18 protein-coding genes are annotated in these 16506 nt (G+C 61.3%); 11 read left to right on the plus strand and 7 right to left on the minus strand.

Features of this window, described 5'->3' with window-relative positions; translation table 11 throughout:
* Positions 1–208 precede the first annotated feature (208 nt).
* The gene (locus tag ACK2SD_RS13085; protein ID WP_039577738.1) at positions 209–709 is read left to right on the plus strand and encodes a DUF4142 domain-containing protein; all 501 of its coding nucleotides are present in this window, start codon (positions 209–211) and stop codon (positions 707–709) included.
* Positions 710–735: 26 nt separating this feature from the next.
* Positions 736–987 carry a hypothetical protein gene (locus ACK2SD_RS13090; RefSeq protein WP_029612627.1) on the plus strand — a complete coding sequence of 84 codons (252 nt, stop codon included), beginning with the start codon at positions 736–738 and terminating at the stop codon, positions 985–987.
* 48 nt (positions 988–1035) lie between these two features.
* Here the strand turns inward: ACK2SD_RS13090 and ACK2SD_RS13095 are convergent, their stop codons facing one another.
* The 3 genes from ACK2SD_RS13095 to ACK2SD_RS13105 form a co-directional block, all read right to left on the minus strand.
* Complete coding sequence (locus ACK2SD_RS13095; RefSeq protein ID WP_412459950.1) at positions 1036–1212, minus strand: DUF6021 family protein; 177 nt, start codon at positions 1210–1212, stop codon at positions 1036–1038.
* A gap of 37 nt (positions 1213–1249) precedes the next feature.
* Positions 1250–2254, minus strand: a complete 1005-nt coding sequence (locus ACK2SD_RS13100; RefSeq protein WP_412459951.1) for a DNA-binding protein — start codon at positions 2252–2254, stop codon at positions 1250–1252.
* 207 nt (positions 2255–2461) lie between these two features.
* Positions 2462–3151, minus strand: a complete 690-nt coding sequence (locus tag ACK2SD_RS13105) for a metallophosphoesterase (protein ID WP_412459952.1) — start codon at positions 3149–3151, stop codon at positions 2462–2464.
* A gap of 173 nt (positions 3152–3324) precedes the next feature.
* On the opposite strand from ACK2SD_RS13105, the gene ACK2SD_RS13110 reads away from it, so the two are divergent.
* The gene (locus tag ACK2SD_RS13110; protein ID WP_412459953.1) at positions 3325–3570 is read left to right on the plus strand and encodes a hypothetical protein; all 246 of its coding nucleotides are present in this window, start codon (positions 3325–3327) and stop codon (positions 3568–3570) included.
* Between the two features lie 4 nt (positions 3571–3574).
* Here the strand turns inward: ACK2SD_RS13110 and ACK2SD_RS13115 are convergent, their stop codons facing one another.
* On the minus strand, positions 3575–4072 hold the full coding sequence (locus ACK2SD_RS13115) for a methylated-DNA--[protein]-cysteine S-methyltransferase (protein ID WP_039577729.1): 498 nt from the start codon (positions 4070–4072) through the stop codon (positions 3575–3577).
* A 452-nt stretch (positions 4073–4524) separates the two neighbouring features.
* On the opposite strand from ACK2SD_RS13115, the gene ACK2SD_RS13120 reads away from it, so the two are divergent.
* A complete protein-coding gene (locus tag ACK2SD_RS13120) occupies positions 4525–5571 on the plus strand; it encodes an HWE histidine kinase domain-containing protein (RefSeq protein WP_412459954.1) in 1047 nt (348 codons plus the stop codon).
* An 8-nt stretch (positions 5572–5579) separates the two neighbouring features.
* On the opposite strand, the gene ACK2SD_RS13125 is transcribed toward ACK2SD_RS13120, so the two are convergent.
* On the minus strand, positions 5580–5837 hold the full coding sequence (locus tag ACK2SD_RS13125; RefSeq protein WP_029612618.1) for a hypothetical protein: 258 nt from the start codon (positions 5835–5837) through the stop codon (positions 5580–5582).
* A 219-nt stretch (positions 5838–6056) separates the two neighbouring features.
* On the opposite strand from ACK2SD_RS13125, the gene ACK2SD_RS13130 reads away from it, so the two are divergent.
* The 5 genes from ACK2SD_RS13130 to ACK2SD_RS13150 all read left to right on the plus strand — a co-directional run bounded on the left by ACK2SD_RS13130 (position 6057) and on the right by ACK2SD_RS13150 (position 9962).
* A complete protein-coding gene (locus ACK2SD_RS13130) occupies positions 6057–6389 on the plus strand; it encodes a hypothetical protein (RefSeq protein ID WP_412459955.1) in 333 nt (110 codons plus the stop codon).
* 63 nt (positions 6390–6452) lie between these two features.
* Positions 6453–7127 carry a polysaccharide lyase family 7 protein gene (locus tag ACK2SD_RS13135; protein WP_412459956.1) on the plus strand — a complete coding sequence of 225 codons (675 nt, stop codon included), beginning with the start codon at positions 6453–6455 and terminating at the stop codon, positions 7125–7127.
* A 58-nt stretch (positions 7128–7185) separates the two neighbouring features.
* Positions 7186–7953, plus strand: coding sequence for an SDR family oxidoreductase (locus tag ACK2SD_RS13140; protein ID WP_039577719.1), 768 nt, complete (start codon positions 7186–7188; stop codon positions 7951–7953).
* Between the two features lie 30 nt (positions 7954–7983).
* Positions 7984–8343, plus strand: coding sequence for an integrase (locus ACK2SD_RS13145; RefSeq protein ID WP_412459957.1), 360 nt, complete (start codon positions 7984–7986; stop codon positions 8341–8343).
* Between the two features lie 32 nt (positions 8344–8375).
* Positions 8376–9962, plus strand: a complete 1587-nt coding sequence (locus ACK2SD_RS13150; protein ID WP_039577712.1) for an ABC-F family ATPase — start codon at positions 8376–8378, stop codon at positions 9960–9962.
* 56 nt (positions 9963–10018) lie between these two features.
* Here ACK2SD_RS13150 and ACK2SD_RS13155 read toward each other — a convergent pair whose 3' ends face one another.
* Positions 10019–11332, minus strand: coding sequence for an ATP-binding protein (locus ACK2SD_RS13155; protein WP_412459958.1), 1314 nt, complete (start codon positions 11330–11332; stop codon positions 10019–10021).
* Between the two features lie 6 nt (positions 11333–11338).
* Positions 11339–12040: a response regulator gene (locus tag ACK2SD_RS13160; RefSeq protein ID WP_412459959.1), complete on the minus strand. Its 702-nt coding sequence runs from the start codon at positions 12038–12040 to the stop codon at positions 11339–11341.
* A 178-nt stretch (positions 12041–12218) separates the two neighbouring features.
* Here ACK2SD_RS13160 and ACK2SD_RS13165 point away from each other — a divergent pair, with 178 nt between their 5' ends.
* Together ACK2SD_RS13165 and ACK2SD_RS13170 are read left to right on the plus strand one after the other, a co-directional pair.
* Positions 12219–13388, plus strand: coding sequence for an efflux RND transporter periplasmic adaptor subunit (locus tag ACK2SD_RS13165; RefSeq protein ID WP_412459960.1), 1170 nt, complete (start codon positions 12219–12221; stop codon positions 13386–13388).
* A gap of 11 nt (positions 13389–13399) precedes the next feature.
* Positions 13400–16504 (plus strand): multidrug efflux RND transporter permease subunit, encoded by a 3105-nt coding sequence (locus ACK2SD_RS13170; RefSeq protein ID WP_412459961.1) that lies wholly within the window; start codon positions 13400–13402, stop codon positions 16502–16504.
* Positions 16505–16506 lie beyond the last annotated feature (2 nt).

Consider the following 16506-nt stretch of genomic DNA (forward strand, 5'->3'; position numbering starts at 1 on the left):
CTGAAAGAAAAATCGGGATAAAATGTTACGTTATAACAATTAAATTGCAACTGCATTCTCGGTGTCCGCCTTGACGGCACCGAAAGCAGCCCGCCCCTCCCCGCCCCAATGGCGCCTGAAAAAAAGCGAGATAAATCAAACTTTCTCCACCGGCCGTGGCTCAACCGAACGCGACACTGACGTCGCGCCCACGGATAAGGAGTGACACATGAGCAATCTCTTCCTCAAGCGAGCCGGACTGTGCATGGCCATGGGACTGGCCTCGGTACAAGCGATGGCCGCCACCTCGGACGATTTCGTCGATGCTGCTGTAGAGGCAGGTATCGCGGAAGTGGTCACCGGCAACCTGGCGCTGGAAAAGAGCAAGGACGCCGAAATCAAGACCTTCGCTCAGCAGATGGTCACCGATCACACCAAAGTGAATCAGCAGTTGACCGAGTTGGCGGGCAAGCTGGACATCAAGGTGCCGGATGACGCTGCGCTGACCGACAAGATCAAGAAAGTGATCCTGGAATGGCGTGATGAGTCGTTTGACAAGTCCTACGTCAACAATCAGGTCGCTGCACACGAAAAAGCCGTGGAGTTGTACAAGAAGGAGGCTCAGTCCTCCGACAAGGCCGAGCTGAAGGCCTTTGCCGTTCAGACCTTGCCTGCGCTGGAAAAGCACCTGCAGGAAGCCAAGCAACTGCAAACCAAGCACGGCAAGTGATTCACCGGTAATCAAAGAGGTTTGATATGAGTGACGATGACCTGCGCGCCGAGGTGCTGACCCGGTTGCGACACGCCCACCCTCACGGCTTGGGTAAGGAGATCCTGGACAACTACCGCGGCGAGATGGCTGTCGCCGGGATGCTCAAGTCGTTGCAAGAAGAGGGGTTGATCCATGACGGCTGCGTCAGCGTCGATGCTGATCAGCAACTCGACGTCAGCTACCCGATCAAGTTATCCAGTGCCGGCGTAGAGGCGGCGAAGAAACTGGAAGGCTGAAGGCCTAGAGCCTCGGTGGCTGCCTGCGCAGCGCCGAGGCTCGTCGCGTCAGTGGTGGTCTTTCTTTTCGTGATCCTTGGGCGCAATGGCCGGACCTTGCGGGTCTACCTGAGGATCTTCCAGATCCGGCGAATCCGGATCGAATCCAAGATCTTTTTCCCCAGAACTCTCTTCCGAAGAATGCGGCCCTTCCCTGTGATGTGAAGGAATTTTGTGTGTACTCATCTTCTACTCTCCTCGAATGTGTCTATGAAAGAGCCTGTCACGGCGGGGAAGTTTGATTTATCTGCTTCTCACGCGCCTCGGCGGCCTGGGCGAGTTGCGCGGATCGAGCTTCGCTGAGCGTCAGCCGATCTTGTAGCCGTTCGACCAGGCGTGCCTGCTCAAGAGTCAGCTCACGCTGACTTTCCAAGGCCTGACGATCATTCTCCCACTGGCGGCGCAACTCTTCGCTGGCGCCCTGGGCCTGAGCCAGGATCGAGCGCAGTCCCTGGACTTGGGCGTCGCGCTGCTCCAGTTGTTCATCGAGTTGCTTGCGCTGCGCCTGTTGCTGTCGATTCTCGACTGACAACCGCTCATTGTCGCGGTGCAGCCGGGTCAGTTCTTCCTGGCGTACCACCATCCCCTGCTGCATCTGGCGCAATTCCACCTGCAATTGTTGCACCTGCGCCTCATGGCGACGTTGATCCTGCTCGCGCTGCTCACGGCTGGCGCTGCGGTAATGCTCCAAGGCATCGCGGGCATTGCGGTGCTTGTCTTCGAGTGACCGAATCTGTTCAGCCTTATCGTCCAGGCGCTCTTTGAGCTCGCCCAAAGACTGGTTGAGGCTGGCGCAGCGCAGTTGCTCGCTCTGAAGGCTGGCCAGGGTTGTCTCGAGCTGCTCGGATTGACTCTGCAACGCGCTGGCCTGGATCTGGTGTTGCTGATCGGCGGCTACAAGCGCTTGCTCGGCCAAACTCAGTTGTGTCCGCATCTGTTCGATCTGGGCATTGAACGCAGCTTGAGCCAGGGCAACGCGGGCCTCGGCCTCCTCATTGAGTTGGTCTGCAAGCTGCTGCACATAGCGGCCCAACGTCTCACCCAGCGCCGGGGCACTTTGCGCGGGCAACTGCGCATCCAGTTCTTTCAAATAACGATGAATGGTGGTCTTCGACCCGGTATTGCCGAGCTCGATACGGACGGCATCAATACTGGGATGCTCGCCCCTGGCGATGAGAGCCTGACGCGCCTGCTGCACCACCGCCTTATTGATGCCTCCACGGGCCATGATGACTCCTACGATTTCGTAATGTATTACGTACCATGTAATTACATACCAGGAATCAAAATTATTCCACCTCAATTCCTGATACGAATACATTCAATAATCACGGGTTATCGAATGTGAGGGTATGCGGACGCTCTGCTAGGCGCGGCAGGCGTACGGATTAACGGGAGATGGGTCGAGGGTGCAGAGTGCGTCAGCGCAGGGGAATCAGCGGAATGTGGGCGTGGCGATCTTCAGGGTCGTGATGTCCAGAAGGCTGAAGAAACCATTGCTCCACCCTCCCGTATCCAAGTGCCAGACATTACCCAGGACCCTGTGCTCGGGCACCGGGGTGTGACCGACCAGCAGCGCGCGCAGGCCTTCCATCGGTCTGGCATCGTGCGTTTTCAGTCGCCGCCGGGACCATTGGCAGACCTCCTGCACATTCTGATCGCCAACCTCCAGGCCGGCGCGCAGTTGCTGCCAGTCCGGAAACGGGCTGTCCGCGTGCAACAACCCAATCAGGCCCAGCGGCGTGGGTATTTGCATAGCGATGGGCAGCGCTTCGAAATGTTCGACCAAATGCAACTGCTCGCTCGGCGCCAAGTCCAGAAACCAGCTGCCACCCGCCGCACGGTACATGTCCAGATCGAGTTGACCACCGCGCACGTGCGTGATTGCCAACGCTTCGTGATTGCCTTGCACTGCATGAAACCAGGGCTGCGCCAGCCAATGCAGAACATCCGCGCTGGCAGGACCGCGATCCACCAGATCGCCGACGCTGAAGAGTCGGTCCACCGAGGGATCGAAGGCGATGAGCTCCAGCGCCGCCTGCAGGCGCTGGAAATGACCATGAATATCACCTACCGCCATGTCGCGGCCTGCGGTGTTGGCCGTCATGCTCTGAAAGCGCAGCATTCTCTATAACCTCTCGACAGACCGCCCGCATTCGTAGGGTACTGCTTAGGCTGTGGCGGATAGCATGGCATAAGGTTGGGTCACGCGATGAACGTGGAAATCTCAGTTTCACTGGGTAAAAGTCTGCGCACGCGGTTATCTTTGACACTTGTCTCGACCAAGGACGGATCCGCGTGAAATACCTGCTGCTGATCATCGCCAGCTATGCCATTTGCTATTACCTGGTCGGTTTGCTGATTCACGGCAGGCTGGCCGACATCGCCGAAGGTCTGCGTCATCGGCCTGACCCTCCGACCCCGGGCGAATACCTGCGCAACGTCGAGGCGCATGCTCGCCAGTCTCACCGCCACTACACAATGCTTGCGGGAACGTTGGTCAGCCTCGTGGCCTGTGTCTTGGCATGGGCGTTCAGCCGCTGAGCACTCAGAACAGAGATAAGCTCTGGCGTCCCTCGAGCGCCAGCAGGAAGTGCTTGGCCGCCAGCCCACCGGCAAAGCCCGTCAGGCTGCCCGACGCGCCGATCACCCGGTGACATGGCGCGATGATCGAGATGGGATTGCGACCATTGGCCGCCCCGACCGCCCGCACCGCCGAGGGATTGCCGATCTGACGGGCGATATCGCTGTAGCTGCGGGTCTGCCCGAAGGGGATGGTCAGCAACGCCGCCCAGACTTGGCGCTGGAAGTCGGTGCCGGCAAAATCCAATGGAAGTTCGAAGCGCTCACGCTGCCCCGCGAAGTATTCACCCAGTTGGCGAGCGGTTTCACGCAACACCGGCAAGCGGTCCTCGCGGTGTAGCTCACCGAGCCGCACCCGGTTCTCACGCTCTTCTTCCCAAAGTACGGCAGCCAGACACTCGCCACGCGCGACCAGTGTCAAAGTGCCTACGGGTGATGGCATCAAGGTATAAGCGTTGGACACGGATGGCTCCTGGAAGGGATGAGACACCCGGCACACTAATCGGGGTCATCGGGAGGATCCAGTTTTTTCCAACTACAGATCTTTGCGACACTATCTTCACGACATTTTCACCTGGCGGGTGGCAAGGTTAAGCCACATCCGTGAAATACTTCGCCCGCCCTCCCCAGCGGGCTTTTCTTTGCCCGCCATTTAACGATGGTTACCCGATCGCGACACCTGCGCCCTTTCCCAAGAGTTTGTTTGCTTGGCGAGTGCAGCCTTTTGACGCATCATGTGCCTCGCGCAGCGCTGCCCTGGGCGCCGAGCATCCGCCAGCCCCCACCCTAGACGCTGCCGTTCAGCTTATCGTTTCGAGTGACCTGACCATGCTCCAGCTGATTGATGCATTTCGCCAAAAAGCGCTTGGCGTCATGGCCGTTGGTGGACCAGTGCTTCCATTGCTGGAAGCCTTCGTGAACGCCCTGCAGGCTGAAATGCCTGGCACTACGGTAGGTGTCACCGTCCTGGACAAACCCGGGAAAACCTTTCGCCACGCCATTTTTCCAGCGTTGCCGGAACAGTTCGGCGCCCAGCTGGTAGGCAATCTGATCACGGGCAAACGTGGCTCATGCGGCATGGCGGTGATGACAGGACGTCCGGTCGAAGTACCGAACGTCGCCTGCGACTCGCGATTTTCTGCCGAATGGAAAGCGCTGTTCCACGCCCATGGTCTGCAATCGCTGGTGTCGTTCCCCGCACTGAGCAACGAAGGCGTGGTGCAAGGCAGCATCGCCGTCATCCATCCACTCGACGTGCCTTTGAGCGGGGACCAGCGTGAGCTGCTTGGCCATGCCACCGAGCTGTGCGCGCACCTGTTCGCCTATAGCAGAACGCAAGAGGCGGCGAAGATTCTGGTCGAGGAGCTCGACCACCGCATGCGCAACCTGTTTACCACCATCGGCGCCATGGCCGTCTTCACCTCACGCAACTACCCCGACCCCGCGAACTTTCGCAAGGCGTTCGAGGGACGCCTGGTGATGATGCAAAAAGCCCACGCGCTGGCCGTCACTCACCAGCAAACCGGCTTGCTCGAACTGCTGCAGGGCACCTTGGCGCCCTACAGTTGCACGCACCAGACGCTTTTCAACGGTCCTGCGATCACCCTGGCACCGGAGGCTGCGTCCTCCATCGCCCTGGTACTGCATGAGCTGTCGACCAATGCTGCCAAGTACGGCGCATTCTCCGAACCTGGCGGGAGACTCAGTGTCGCTTGGTCGCTGCGCACCGGCGAAGAGAGCGACCCCTATTTCGACCTGACCTGGCAGGAAGGAAACGGCCCACCGGTAACAGCGCCCACCCACAAGGGCTACGGCACGTTGATGATCAATGGCAGCCTGCGCAATGCGTTCGATGGCAGTGCGAACCTGACTTACGATCCACAGGGTTTCAGTTGCAGTATCAGTGCGCCGTTCACGACGAGGCTGGGCTTTGCCGGGGCCTCGCCTGAACAGCTACCGTAGCCCGGCGCTTATCCGCGAAGCGCCTCCAGACGTTCCCGCCCTGCCTGGGTGATCGCATTCTCGCCTTCATCGCTGATGCGATAACGGCCCGACGCCATTTTGCTGATCGAGAACCTCACCAGCCCGCTTCTGGACAGCGCGTCCCCTGCATCGAAGCTCATGGCCTGCTCCAGATCGAAGAGCTTGATCTCGCCGATCTTGAAGCGGGCAAACGCCACGAGGGCGGCATCCATTTCTCGCTGACTGATTGATTGAACAGTGTCCATCTGACCTCCCCAATGGTGAGTGCCCGGTCCATGGGCCTACAGGCAACGAACCGGACAGGTTGTGTTGAAGGCGCAACCTACTATGGCGCGCCTGACGGTGCTACTGGCTTTGCATCCAGGCTGGATGGACAGGCAGCGGGCAGTGCCTGTAGACCTCTTTTGCAGTTCTGGGCGCCCGCCGGTATTGATAACGGGTTTTCCAGGTCATGAAGAGGCTTCATGGATAACGTTCTGACGATCTTCGCCTGCGGGGTAATGCCAATACTGGCTATCGCGTTTGCGATTTGGGCGTATCGATACAACTCGAAAAGATGGCGCTTGAAAGTTGATGCTGAGCTGCAGAGCGCCTTGAGCGACCTCGGAGTGGACGCCTACACATTGATCGTGGACAAACTCACGCCGCCTAATGCTGAAAGGTCAGCCAATGTCTATCGCCTCCTCCACGATGAACACGAACGCTACTTCCTGTTCATGAAAGTCGGAGGACAGCCCGGCGTACTCAAGTCATTGAGCAAGGAACGTGCGCTATTGGCGGCGAAGATGAATGGTTGAGACGGTTGATTCAACATGGCGTGCAATCGTCACCTACGACCCCGGCCGCACAAGGAAGGCGACATGACTGTAAACATCAATAACCTCACCATCACTACACCCCTACCGACATCGGCGAAGAACCCGGTCGCGCTTGAGATGAAAGGCTCGGAGGCGATCGCGAAATACCCCAGCATCATCAAGGTGCTGGACGACGGGTCTGTCCAGCTCTCGGCACCCACAAAAGGCGCGTCGAGCAAAAGTACACGGCGAACCCGTTGCGAGTGGTCTGAATCCACAAATTGGACGCTGGCGAGTGCAACTGAACACCTGAACCGGCAAACGATGCGACTTACCAAAGTCAACTCTGCACAAAAGGTGGTGGTTTCGCAGATGCATGTGAGAGGTGATGACGGACCGCCCGTCAAGGTGTTCTGGAACAAGGGCAGCCTCACCCTGGGTTTTCGCCGGACCTATAACCAAGCAACGCCAACTAACATGGCGGTGCTGGAAAATGTGCCGCTGGGTGCCGAGTTCACCGTGACCCTACAGGCCACCGCCCAGGGCCAGATAACAGTGACTGCGAAATGCAACGGCGCTTCCGGATCCTGCGGTCCTCTTCAATTCGATAAGACGTGGAGTTCACAGCGCTTCGAATTCCATGGCGGCGTCTACAATCAGGTCGATCAAACTGAAACGACGCCGGCTGACGATGGTTCGATTTGCATCATCTCCACGCTTTCGCTCACCCATCGCTGATAACCAGCAATGCCCACCCCGTGTTCACCTCACACTACATCCGTAGAAAGGAACGATCATGCAAACGACAGGTAATACTCTTCTGGTCACCGGCGGCGGCAGCGGTATCGGCCTGGAATTGGCCAAGGCGTTTTCAGCCCTGGGCAACGAGGTGATCATCGCCGGGCGGCGCGAGTCGGTGTTGCGTCAGCAGGTGGCGGATAACCCCGGCCTGCAGTACAAAGTGCTGGACGTCAGCGATGCCGAAGATCTGCAGCGCGTGGCACAGGCGTTGATCCGCGACTACCCGACTTTGAACGGCGTGCTGCATGCCGCGGGCATCATGCGCGGCGAATCACTCAGAGCAGGCCCCACCGAACTGGATGCCACCATCACCACCAACCTACTAGGCCCCATGCGTCTGGACGGCTGGCTACTGCCGCACTTTTTGCAACAACCTCACGCGACGATCATTACCGTGTCTTCAGGGCTGGCGTTTCTGCCATTAGCCCTCACGCCCAGCTACAGCGCCAGCAAAGCGGCGATTCATTCCTACACGCAGTCACTGCGCTATCAATTGAAAGACACCTGTGTGCGCGTGCATGAAATCGCTCCGCCCTACGTACAAACCGAGTTGATGGGCCAACGTCAGGCGAACGATCCCCATGCCATGCCGTTGCGTGAGTTCATCGACGAGGTGATGGCAATCTTCGAGCACTCACCGGATGCGGACGAAATTCTGGTGGAACGGGTGAAGCCATTGCGCTTCGCCGAGCGCGGCGAGGATTACACGGAATTCTTCAGGCGGTTCAACGATCAGATGGCGGCGGCGAGGGAGGGAGAATAACGCCGTACATCAGGCTTGGCGGCTGGCGAAATGTTGACGTTTGGTATTCAAACCGGCATACCCGCAAAGCCCTTTCTGCTCCAGCCGGGCAAAGGTGGGCTGTGGATCGACGAGCCAAGTGTTACAATCCGCCACTTCAAATCAGCGCTCAAGGCGCTGAACATCCGTGAACGCAGTCAGTACGACACCCGCCACGCCTACGCAACTCTGTGCCTGATGCCTGGGATGAACCCCGCGTTCATCGCCAATCAGCTCGGCCATAGCGTAGAGCTGTTGCTCTCTACCTACGCGAAATGGATCAGCTCCTCCTCGGACTGGAGGGAGCTGGAGAAGCTGCCGCCCCGAGTCGAACGGGCCGAAAAATGGCCCGACAGCGCCGGGATAGCCTAAATACACCTCTGGAACCCCCGCAGGACAAGCACTTGATCTCCACAGCCAACATCACCATGCAGTTCGGCTCCAAGCCCCTGTTCGAGAACGTCTCCGTCAAATTCAACAACGGCAACCGCTACGGCCTGATCGGCGCCAACGGTTGCGGCAAGTCGACCTTCATGAAAATCCTGGGCGGCGATCTGGAGCCCAGCGCCGGCCAGGTGATGCTCGAGCCCAATACGCGCCTGGGCAAGCTGCGTCAGGATCAGTTCGCCTATGAACAGTTCAGTGTCATCGACACAGTGATCATGGGTCACAGCCAACTGTGGAAGGTCAAGGCAGAACGCGACCGCATCTACTCGCTGCCGGAAATGACCGAGGAAGACGGCATGGCCGTCGCCGAGCTGGAAACCGAGTTCGCTGAAATGGACGGCTACACCGCCGAATCGCGTGCTGGCGAACTGCTGCTGGGCCTGGGTATTCCGCTGGAGCAGCATTTCGGTCCGATGAGCGAAGTGGCGCCGGGCTGGAAACTGCGCGTGCTGCTGGCCCAGGCGCTGTTCTCCGATCCGGACGTGCTGCTGCTCGACGAGCCGACCAACCACCTGGACATCAACACCATCCGCTGGCTGGAAAACGTGCTCACGGCGCGCAACAGTACCATGGTGATCATTTCCCACGACCGTCACTTCCTCAACAGTGTCTGCACCCACATGGCCGACCTGGACTACGGTGAACTGCGTCTGTTCCCAGGCAACTACGACGAGTACATGACCGCAGCCACCCAGGCCCGCGAGCAGTTGCTCTCGGACAACGCCAAGAAGAAAGCACAGATCGCCGAGCTGCAGACCTTCGTCAGCCGCTTCTCGGCCAACGCCTCCAAGGCCAAGCAGGCCACTTCCCGGGCCAAGCAGATCGACAAGATCCAACTGGCCGAGGTCAAGCCCTCCAGCCGGGTCAGTCCGTTCATCCGCTTCGAACAGACCAAGAAACTGCACCGTCAGGCTGTGGTCGTGGAAAAAATGGCCAAGGCCTTCGACGACAAGGTGCTGTTCAAGAACTTCGACATCACCGTCGAAGCCGGCGAGCGCGTGGCGATCATCGGCCCCAACGGCATCGGCAAGACCACGCTGCTGCGCACCCTGGTCGGTGAACTGCAGCCCGACGCCGGTTCGGTCAAGTGGACCGACAGCGCCGAGGTGGGTTACTACGCGCAGGATCATGCCCACGACTTCGAAGACGACGTGACCCTGTTCGACTGGATGGGTCAGTGGACCAGTGGCGAGCAGGTCATCCGTGGCACGCTCGGCCGCATGCTGTTCTCCAACGACGAGATTCTCAAGTCGGTCAAAGTGATTTCCGGTGGTGAGCAAGGCCGTATGCTGTTCGGCAAGCTGACCCTGCAGAAGCCCAACGTGCTGGTGATGGACGAGCCGACCAACCACTTGGACATGGAATCCATCGAGGCGCTGAACCTGGCGCTGGAGAACTATCCGGGCACCCTGCTGTTCGTCAGCCATGACCGCGAGTTCGTATCCTCGCTGGCTACGCGCATCATCGAGCTGTCAGCTGATGGCGTGATCGACTTCAGCGGCACTTACGATGACTACCTGCGTAGTCAGGGTGTGGTGTTCTAAGTCCTCACGGACGATGCACAAAGGGCTGCTCGGCAGCCCTTTTTTGCGAGCGCTGTTCAGCTGGGTTGCAGGGCACCTGCCGGAAGGCGAATCCTGAATTGCGCCCCGCCCAAGGCGGACTGCGCCGCCGTCAGGGTTCCGCCCTGCCCCTCGATGGCTCGACGGCTGATCGCCAAGCCCAGGCCGAAGCCACCGGTACTGCGGTCTCGGCTGCGGTCCAGACGATAGAACGGCTGGAAAATTCGCTCGCGTTCTTCGGGCGGAATGCCGATGCCATCATCCTCGACCGTCAGCAGACAAGCCCGGTCGGCTTCCTGGGTCAGGCGCAGCAGCAGGCGTCGGTCGCAGTAGCGCATGGCGTTGCGCACCAGATTCTGTACCGCCCGCGCTGTCAGCCGCGGATCGAGCACGAAGCGCGGCAGCCCCTCATCGGCGTGCACCTCCCATTGGACGCCGCGCCCGTCGAGCTCTTCGGCGAAACCCCCGATCACGCTGTCGACCAGTTCGACCAGCGACACCTCCACCCGCTCGCGCACCTGCTCGGCGTTGTCCAGCCGGCTGTAGGACAAAAGCTCCAGCACCAGTTCGTCCAGCTCGCGCACATGCCCGACCAGTTCCAGCAGACGCTTGCGACTGGCGGCGGGCACCTCGTCGAACAGCAGTACCAAGCCGAAGTCCAGCCGGGTCAAAGGCGTACGTAGCTCGTGGGAGACGGCATCGAGCAGCTCGCGCTGCTGCCTGACCTGACGCTCCAGGTCGCCAGCCATGGTGTCGAACACCCCAGCCAGCTCGCCGATGTTGGAGCGCGGGGAAATCTGCGTGCGCTCGGACATCTCGCCGCGCCCCAGGCGTCGGGCGGTGTCCTTGAGCCGCTCCAGGTCACGCCAGTGCGGCCAGACCCACAGCAGCAGGCAGCCGAGCATGGCCGCGCCGATCAGTACCGTCACGCCCCACGACAACACGTTGATGTCCAGCGGGTCCGGTGGCGAGTTCAGACGCACGAACCAATTGCGATCCAGCGGCGCCATGATGGTCTGGTAATAACCCCAGTCCGCCAGGCGCAGGGCGTGCTGCCCGCGTTCCAGGCGTGCGCGCTCGGCTGGCTTGAGATCCGGGTCGTCCATGCGCAGCAGTTGCACCTGCAAGGGTGCGAACGCGGCAGCCAGTTCCTGCTCCACCTGCGGCCAGCGTGACTGAGGCGCCTGCTGGAACTGACGGACGATCAGCGATTGCACACCACGGGTCTGATCCAGGTTGTAGGCCATGAAACGATCGTGGAACGCACCGACGATGGCATCGGGAATCAGCAGCAGCGCGCCGGCGTAGGCGACGATGATCAGCAGGTAGAGTCGTACCAGGAACTTGAGCATGGCGGCTCAGTACTCCCACTCGACCCGGCTGAACAAGTAACCCTTGCCCCACACAGTCTTGATCTTGCGTGCTTCGCCGGCGTGATCGTCGAACTTGCGCCGCAGCTTGGAGATCGCCACGTCCACGGAGCGGTCGGTGCCGTTGAACTCGATACCACGCAGCTGCTGCAGGATACGGTCGCGACTGAGCACCTCGCCGGCATTGCGCGCCAGCACCACCAGCAGGTTGTACTCACCACTGGACAACTCGACCTCGGCGCCGCGCCAACTGACTGTTCGCTCGGCCAGATCGATGCTCAGCCCACCGATTTCGATCAGCTCGTGGTCCAGGCGCGGCTCGCCCACGCTGCTACGGCGCAGCAAAGTGCGTACACGGGCCAGCAACACTCGTGGCTCGCACGGCTTGTTAACGTAGTCATCGGCCCCCATCTCCAGGCCCAATACCTGATCATGGCTGTCATCGCGAGCGGTGAGCATGAGGATGGGCAGGCTCTGCGACTCCTGGCGCAGCAGGCGACAGACCTGCAATCCATCCATTCCGGGCAGCATCAGGTCGAGCACCACCAGGTCCGGACGCTGGCGGCGGAACTCCTCGAGCACGTGGTCGCCACGGGCGATTACCCGGACATGGAAATCGTTGCGTTGCAGGTAGCTGGCGATCAGCTCCGACAGCGCGCTGTCGTCTTCGACCAAGAGTATGTTGGGCATGGGCGCTTGAGGGTCATCAGAGGGAAAAGGCCGACACGGCCCGTTGCCCGCAGGATATAGAATCCTACGCAGCGCACAGCACGCTCCTTACACTTTTTCACACACGACCTACATAGCTTAACAGCCCGCACGCGAACGGCTGCCGTAGCATAGGCACGATCCTATCTGGAAGATCCGTATGTCTATTCCCTTCTTCAAGCGCCGTCTGGCGCTTTTGACCGTGCTGGGCTTGGTCCTGGCCGGTTGCGACGATGCCAACGATCAGGAAACCGACGCGCCGGCCCCGCAGGTGCGGGTCGAGACCGTGCAGCCGCAGGCTCTGGCCATCAGCACCGAACTGAGCGGGCGTATTCTGGCGCCCAGGACGGCCGAGGTACGCGCCCGCATCGCCGGCGTGGTGCTCAAGCGGGTGTACCGCGAAGGCAGCGACGTCAAGCAAGGCGATGTGCTGTTCCTGATCGACCCGGCACCGTTCAAGGCCGATCACGACAGCGCTCGCGCTGCCCTCGCCCGCGCCGAGGCTACCTTGTACCAGGCACGGCTTCAGGAGCAGCGCTACCGGCAGTTGGTCGAAGAAAATGCCGTGAGCCGTCAGGAATACGACAACGCCCGTGCCGCGTTCCTGCAGGGCGGTGCCCAGGTGGCCGAGGCCAAGGCAGCACTGGAGCGTGCGCGACTGAACTTGGGCTACGCCACGGTCACCGCACCGATTTCAGGCCGTATCGGCCGCGCGCTGGTCACCGAGGGCGCTTTGGTCGGACAGAGCGAGGCCACCGAGATGGCCGTCATCCAGCAACTCGACCCGATCCATGCCGACGTCACCCAGTCGACCCGCGACCTCAATGCCTTGCGCCGCGCCCTGCGCGCCGGCGAATTGCAGCAGGTCGGCCCCGACCAGGCCCGCGCCACGCTGATTCAGGACGACGGCAGTGCCTACCCGCTGCCGGGCAAGCTGTTGTTCTCCGACATCAGCGTCGACCCGAGCACCAACCAGATTACCTTGCGCAGCGAGTTCCCCAATCCAGACCTGGACCTGCTGCCCGGCAGCTATGTGCGCGTGCGACTGGAGCAGGCGGTACAGCCCAAGGGCCTGAGCGTGCCGCAGCGGGCGATTCTGCGCGACAGCGCTGGCGTACCCAAGGTGCTGGTGGTCGATGACCAGCAGCGTATCGACGAGCGCCAGGTGGTCCTGGGCAGTGCCCAGGGTGACCGCTGGATCGTCAGCGAAGGGCTGACGCCTGGCGAACGCGTGGTGGTCGAGGGCCTGCAGCACGTCAAGGTCGGAGATCAAGTGCAAGTCGACGCCGACAAGTCCGCTCAACCCCTCGTCAAGCACACCGGCCAGTGAGGGCCTGACCCATGCCGCAGTTCTTCATCGACCGCCCGATTTTCGCTTGGGTGGTCGCCTTGTTCATCCTGCTCGCCGGCGCGCTGGCCATTCCGCAGTTGCCGGTCGCCCAGTACCCCGACGTCGCGCCGCCGCAGGTGGAAATCTACGCCGTGTACCCAGGCGCCTCGGCGCAGACCATGGATGAGAGCGTGGTCAGCGTTATCGAGCAGGAGCTCAATGGCGCCGACAATCTGCTGTATTTCGAATCCCAGAGCAGCCTGGGCAGCGCCACCATCACCGCCACCTTCGAGCCCGGCACGGTGCCCGACCTGGCTCAGGTCGATGTGCAGAACCGTGTGAAAGTGGTCGAGTCGCGTCTGCCGCGACCGGTCACTCAGCAAGGCCTGCAAGTGGAGAAGGTCTCCACTGGCTTTCTGTTGCTCGGCACCCTCACCTCCGAAGACGGCAGCTACGACGAAATCGCCCTGAGCGATCTGCTGGCGCGCAACGTCATGAACGAGATCCGCCGCATAAAGGGTGTCGGCAAGGCCCAGCTCTATGGCTCGGAACGGGCCATGCGGATCTGGATCGATCCGGCCAAGCTGGTCGGCTTCGCCCTCACGCCTCAGGACGTGGCCAGCGCCATTACGGCGCAGAACGCGCAGGTGGCGCCTGGCAGCATCGGCGATCTGCCCACCCGGCCGACCCAGGAAATCACCGCCAACGTGGTGGTCAAAGGTCAGCTCAGCACGCCAGAAGAGTTTGCCGCCATCGTGCTGCGGGCTAATCCCGATGGCTCGGTGGTCACCGTTGGCGATGTCGCTCGCGTCGAGATCGGCGCCCAGGAGTACCAATACGGCACGCGCCTGAACGGCAAGGCGACCAGCGCGTTCAGCGTCAAGCTGTCCCCGGGTGCCAACGCCATGGAAACGGCCACGCTGGTGCGGCAGAAGATGGACGAGCTGTCGCGCTACTTCCCTGCCGGGGTCAAATACGACATCCCTTACGACACCTCGCCGTTCGTCAAGGTCTCGATCAAGCAGGTGATCAGCACTCTATTCGAAGCGATGCTGCTGGTGTTCGCGGTGATGTTCCTGTTCCTGCAGAACATCCGTTACACCCTGATCCCCACCCTTGTCGTGCCAGTCGCACTCATGGGCACCTTCGCCGTGATGCTCGCGCTGGGTTTCTCGGTCAATGTGCTGACCCTGTTCGGCATGGTGCTGGCCATCGGCATCCTGGTCGATGATGCCATCGTGGTGGTGGAAAACGTCGAGCGGATCATGGCCGAGGAAGGTCTAGGTCCCAAGGAGGCGACGCGCAAGGCGATGGGGCAGATCAGCGGCGCGATCATCGGCATCACCCTGGTGCTGGTGGCCGTATTCCTGCCCATGGCCTTCATGAAAGGCTCGGTGGGCGTGATCTACCAGCAATTTTCGCTGTCGATGGCGGTGTCGATCCTGTTCTCCGCTTTCCTGGCGCTGAGCCTTACGCCCGCCCTGTGCGCGACCCTGCTCAAGCCCATCGCCAAAGGCGAGCATCATGAGCGTAAAGGCTTTTTCGGCTGGTTCAATCGCCGTTTCGAGGGCATGAGCCAGGGATACCAGCGCTGGGTCGCCCATGCCCTGGCCCGCAGTGGCCGCTACCTGCTGCTGTACGGTTTGCTGGTGGCGGTGCTGGGCTATGGCTTCAGCCAGTTGCCCAGCGCCTTCCTGCCCACCGAGGACCAGGGTTACACCATCACCGACATCCAGTTGCCCCCAGGGGCAAGCCGCATGCGTACCGAACAGGTCGCCGCGCAGATCGAAGCCCACAACGCCCAAGAGCCGGGCGTGGGCAACACCACGATGATCCTCGGCTTCAGCTTCTCGGGCACTGGCCAGAACGCGGCGCTGGCCTTCACCACGCTCAAGGACTGGTCCGAGCGTGGCGCCGACGACAGCGCGCAGTCGATCGCCGATCGCGCGACCATCGCGTTCTCGGCGCTCAAGGATGCCGTGGCCTACTCGGTGCTGCCGCCGCCGGTGGACGGACTGGGCGAGTCGACCGGCTTCGAGTTCCGCCTGCAGGACCGCGGCGGCATGGGCCATGCCGGTCTCATGGCGGCCCGCGACGAGCTGCTGGCCCAGGCACGCAAGAGCAAGGTGCTGACCAACGTACGGGAGGCATCGTTGGCCGAGAGCCCGCAGGTGCAACTGGAAGTGGACCGCCGTCAGGCCAATGCGCTGGGTGTGTCCTTCGCCGACATCGGCGCGGTGCTCGATACCTCGGTGGGCTCTAACTACGTCAACGACTTCCCCAACCAGGGCCGCATGCAACGCGTGGTGGTTCAAGCCGAGGGCGATCAACGCAGCCAGGTCGAGGATCTGCTGAAGATCCACGTGCGCAACGCCAGCGGCAAGATGGTGCCGCTCGGCGCTTTCGTGCAGGCACGCTGGCTCAGCGGCCCGGTGCAACTGACGCGCTACAACGGTTACCCGGCGGTGTCGATTTCCGGTGAGCCAGCAGCAGGCCACAGCTCGGGCGAGGCAATGGCGGAAATCCAGCGCCTGGTCGATGCGCTGCCCGCCGGCAGTGCGCTGGAATGGACTGGTCTGTCCTTGCAGGAGCGCTTGTCCGGTAGCCAGGCACCTGTGCTGTTGGCCCTGTCGCTGCTGGTGGTGTTCCTGTGCCTGGCAGCGCTCTACGAGAGCTGGTCGATCCCTACGGCGGTGCTGCTGGTGGTGCCGCTGGGCGTATTGGGTGCGGTGCTGGCGGTGACCCTGCGCGGCATGCCCAACGACGTATTCTTCAAAGTCGGCCTGATCACCCTGATCGGTCTGTCGGCGAAGAATGCGATCCTGATCATCGAGTTCGCCAAGAGCCTGGTCGATCAAGGCGTGGACGCCGCCGATGCGGCCATGCAGGCCGCCAAACTGCGATTGCGCCCCATCGTCATGACCTCGCTGGCGTTCATCCTCGGCGTGGTGCCGCTGGCCATTGCCAGCGGTGCCAGCTCGGCCAGCCAGCAAGCCATTGGCACCGGCGTGATCGGCGGCATGCTCAGTGCGACCCTGGCCGTGGTGTTCGTGCCGGTGTTCTTCGTGGTGGTCATGCGTATTGCCGGTCACCGCAGCGCCAAGCCGGACGCCTGACT

Source organism: Pseudomonas sp. SC11 (assembly GCF_047039205.1).
In the GTDB taxonomy this organism is placed as follows: Bacteria; Pseudomonadota; Gammaproteobacteria; order Pseudomonadales; family Pseudomonadaceae; genus Aquipseudomonas; species Aquipseudomonas boreofloridensis.

Bases quoted from the DNA above. Each gene is read 5' to 3' on its own strand.
- ACK2SD_RS13100 (WP_412459951.1), bottom strand. From the start codon at position 2,254: ATGGCCCGTGGAGGCATCAATAAGGCGGTGGTGCAGCAGGCGCGTCAG.
- ACK2SD_RS13090 (WP_029612627.1), top strand. From the start codon at position 736: ATGAGTGACGATGACCTGCGCGCCGAGGTGCTGACCCGGTTGCGACAC.
- ACK2SD_RS13105 (WP_412459952.1), bottom strand. From the start codon at position 3,151: ATGCTGCGCTTTCAGAGCATGACGGCCAACACCGCAGGCCGCGACATG.
- ACK2SD_RS13125 (WP_029612618.1), bottom strand. From the start codon at position 5,837: ATGGACACTGTTCAATCAATCAGTCAGCGAGAAATGGATGCCGCCCTC.
- ACK2SD_RS13145 (WP_412459957.1), top strand. From the start codon at position 7,984: ATGTTGACGTTTGGTATTCAAACCGGCATACCCGCAAAGCCCTTTCTG.
- ACK2SD_RS13165 (WP_412459960.1), top strand. From the start codon at position 12,219: ATGTCTATTCCCTTCTTCAAGCGCCGTCTGGCGCTTTTGACCGTGCTG.
- ACK2SD_RS13135 (WP_412459956.1), top strand. From the start codon at position 6,453: ATGACTGTAAACATCAATAACCTCACCATCACTACACCCCTACCGACA.
- ACK2SD_RS13095 (WP_412459950.1), bottom strand. From the start codon at position 1,212: ATGAGTACACACAAAATTCCTTCACATCACAGGGAAGGGCCGCATTCT.
- ACK2SD_RS13160 (WP_412459959.1), bottom strand. From the start codon at position 12,040: ATGCCCAACATACTCTTGGTCGAAGACGACAGCGCGCTGTCGGAGCTG.
- ACK2SD_RS13140 (WP_039577719.1), top strand. From the start codon at position 7,186: ATGCAAACGACAGGTAATACTCTTCTGGTCACCGGCGGCGGCAGCGGT.
- ACK2SD_RS13170 (WP_412459961.1), top strand. From the start codon at position 13,400: ATGCCGCAGTTCTTCATCGACCGCCCGATTTTCGCTTGGGTGGTCGCC.
- ACK2SD_RS13085 (WP_039577738.1), top strand. From the start codon at position 209: ATGAGCAATCTCTTCCTCAAGCGAGCCGGACTGTGCATGGCCATGGGA.
- ACK2SD_RS13130 (WP_412459955.1), top strand. From the start codon at position 6,057: ATGGATAACGTTCTGACGATCTTCGCCTGCGGGGTAATGCCAATACTG.
- ACK2SD_RS13155 (WP_412459958.1), bottom strand. From the start codon at position 11,332: ATGCTCAAGTTCCTGGTACGACTCTACCTGCTGATCATCGTCGCCTAC.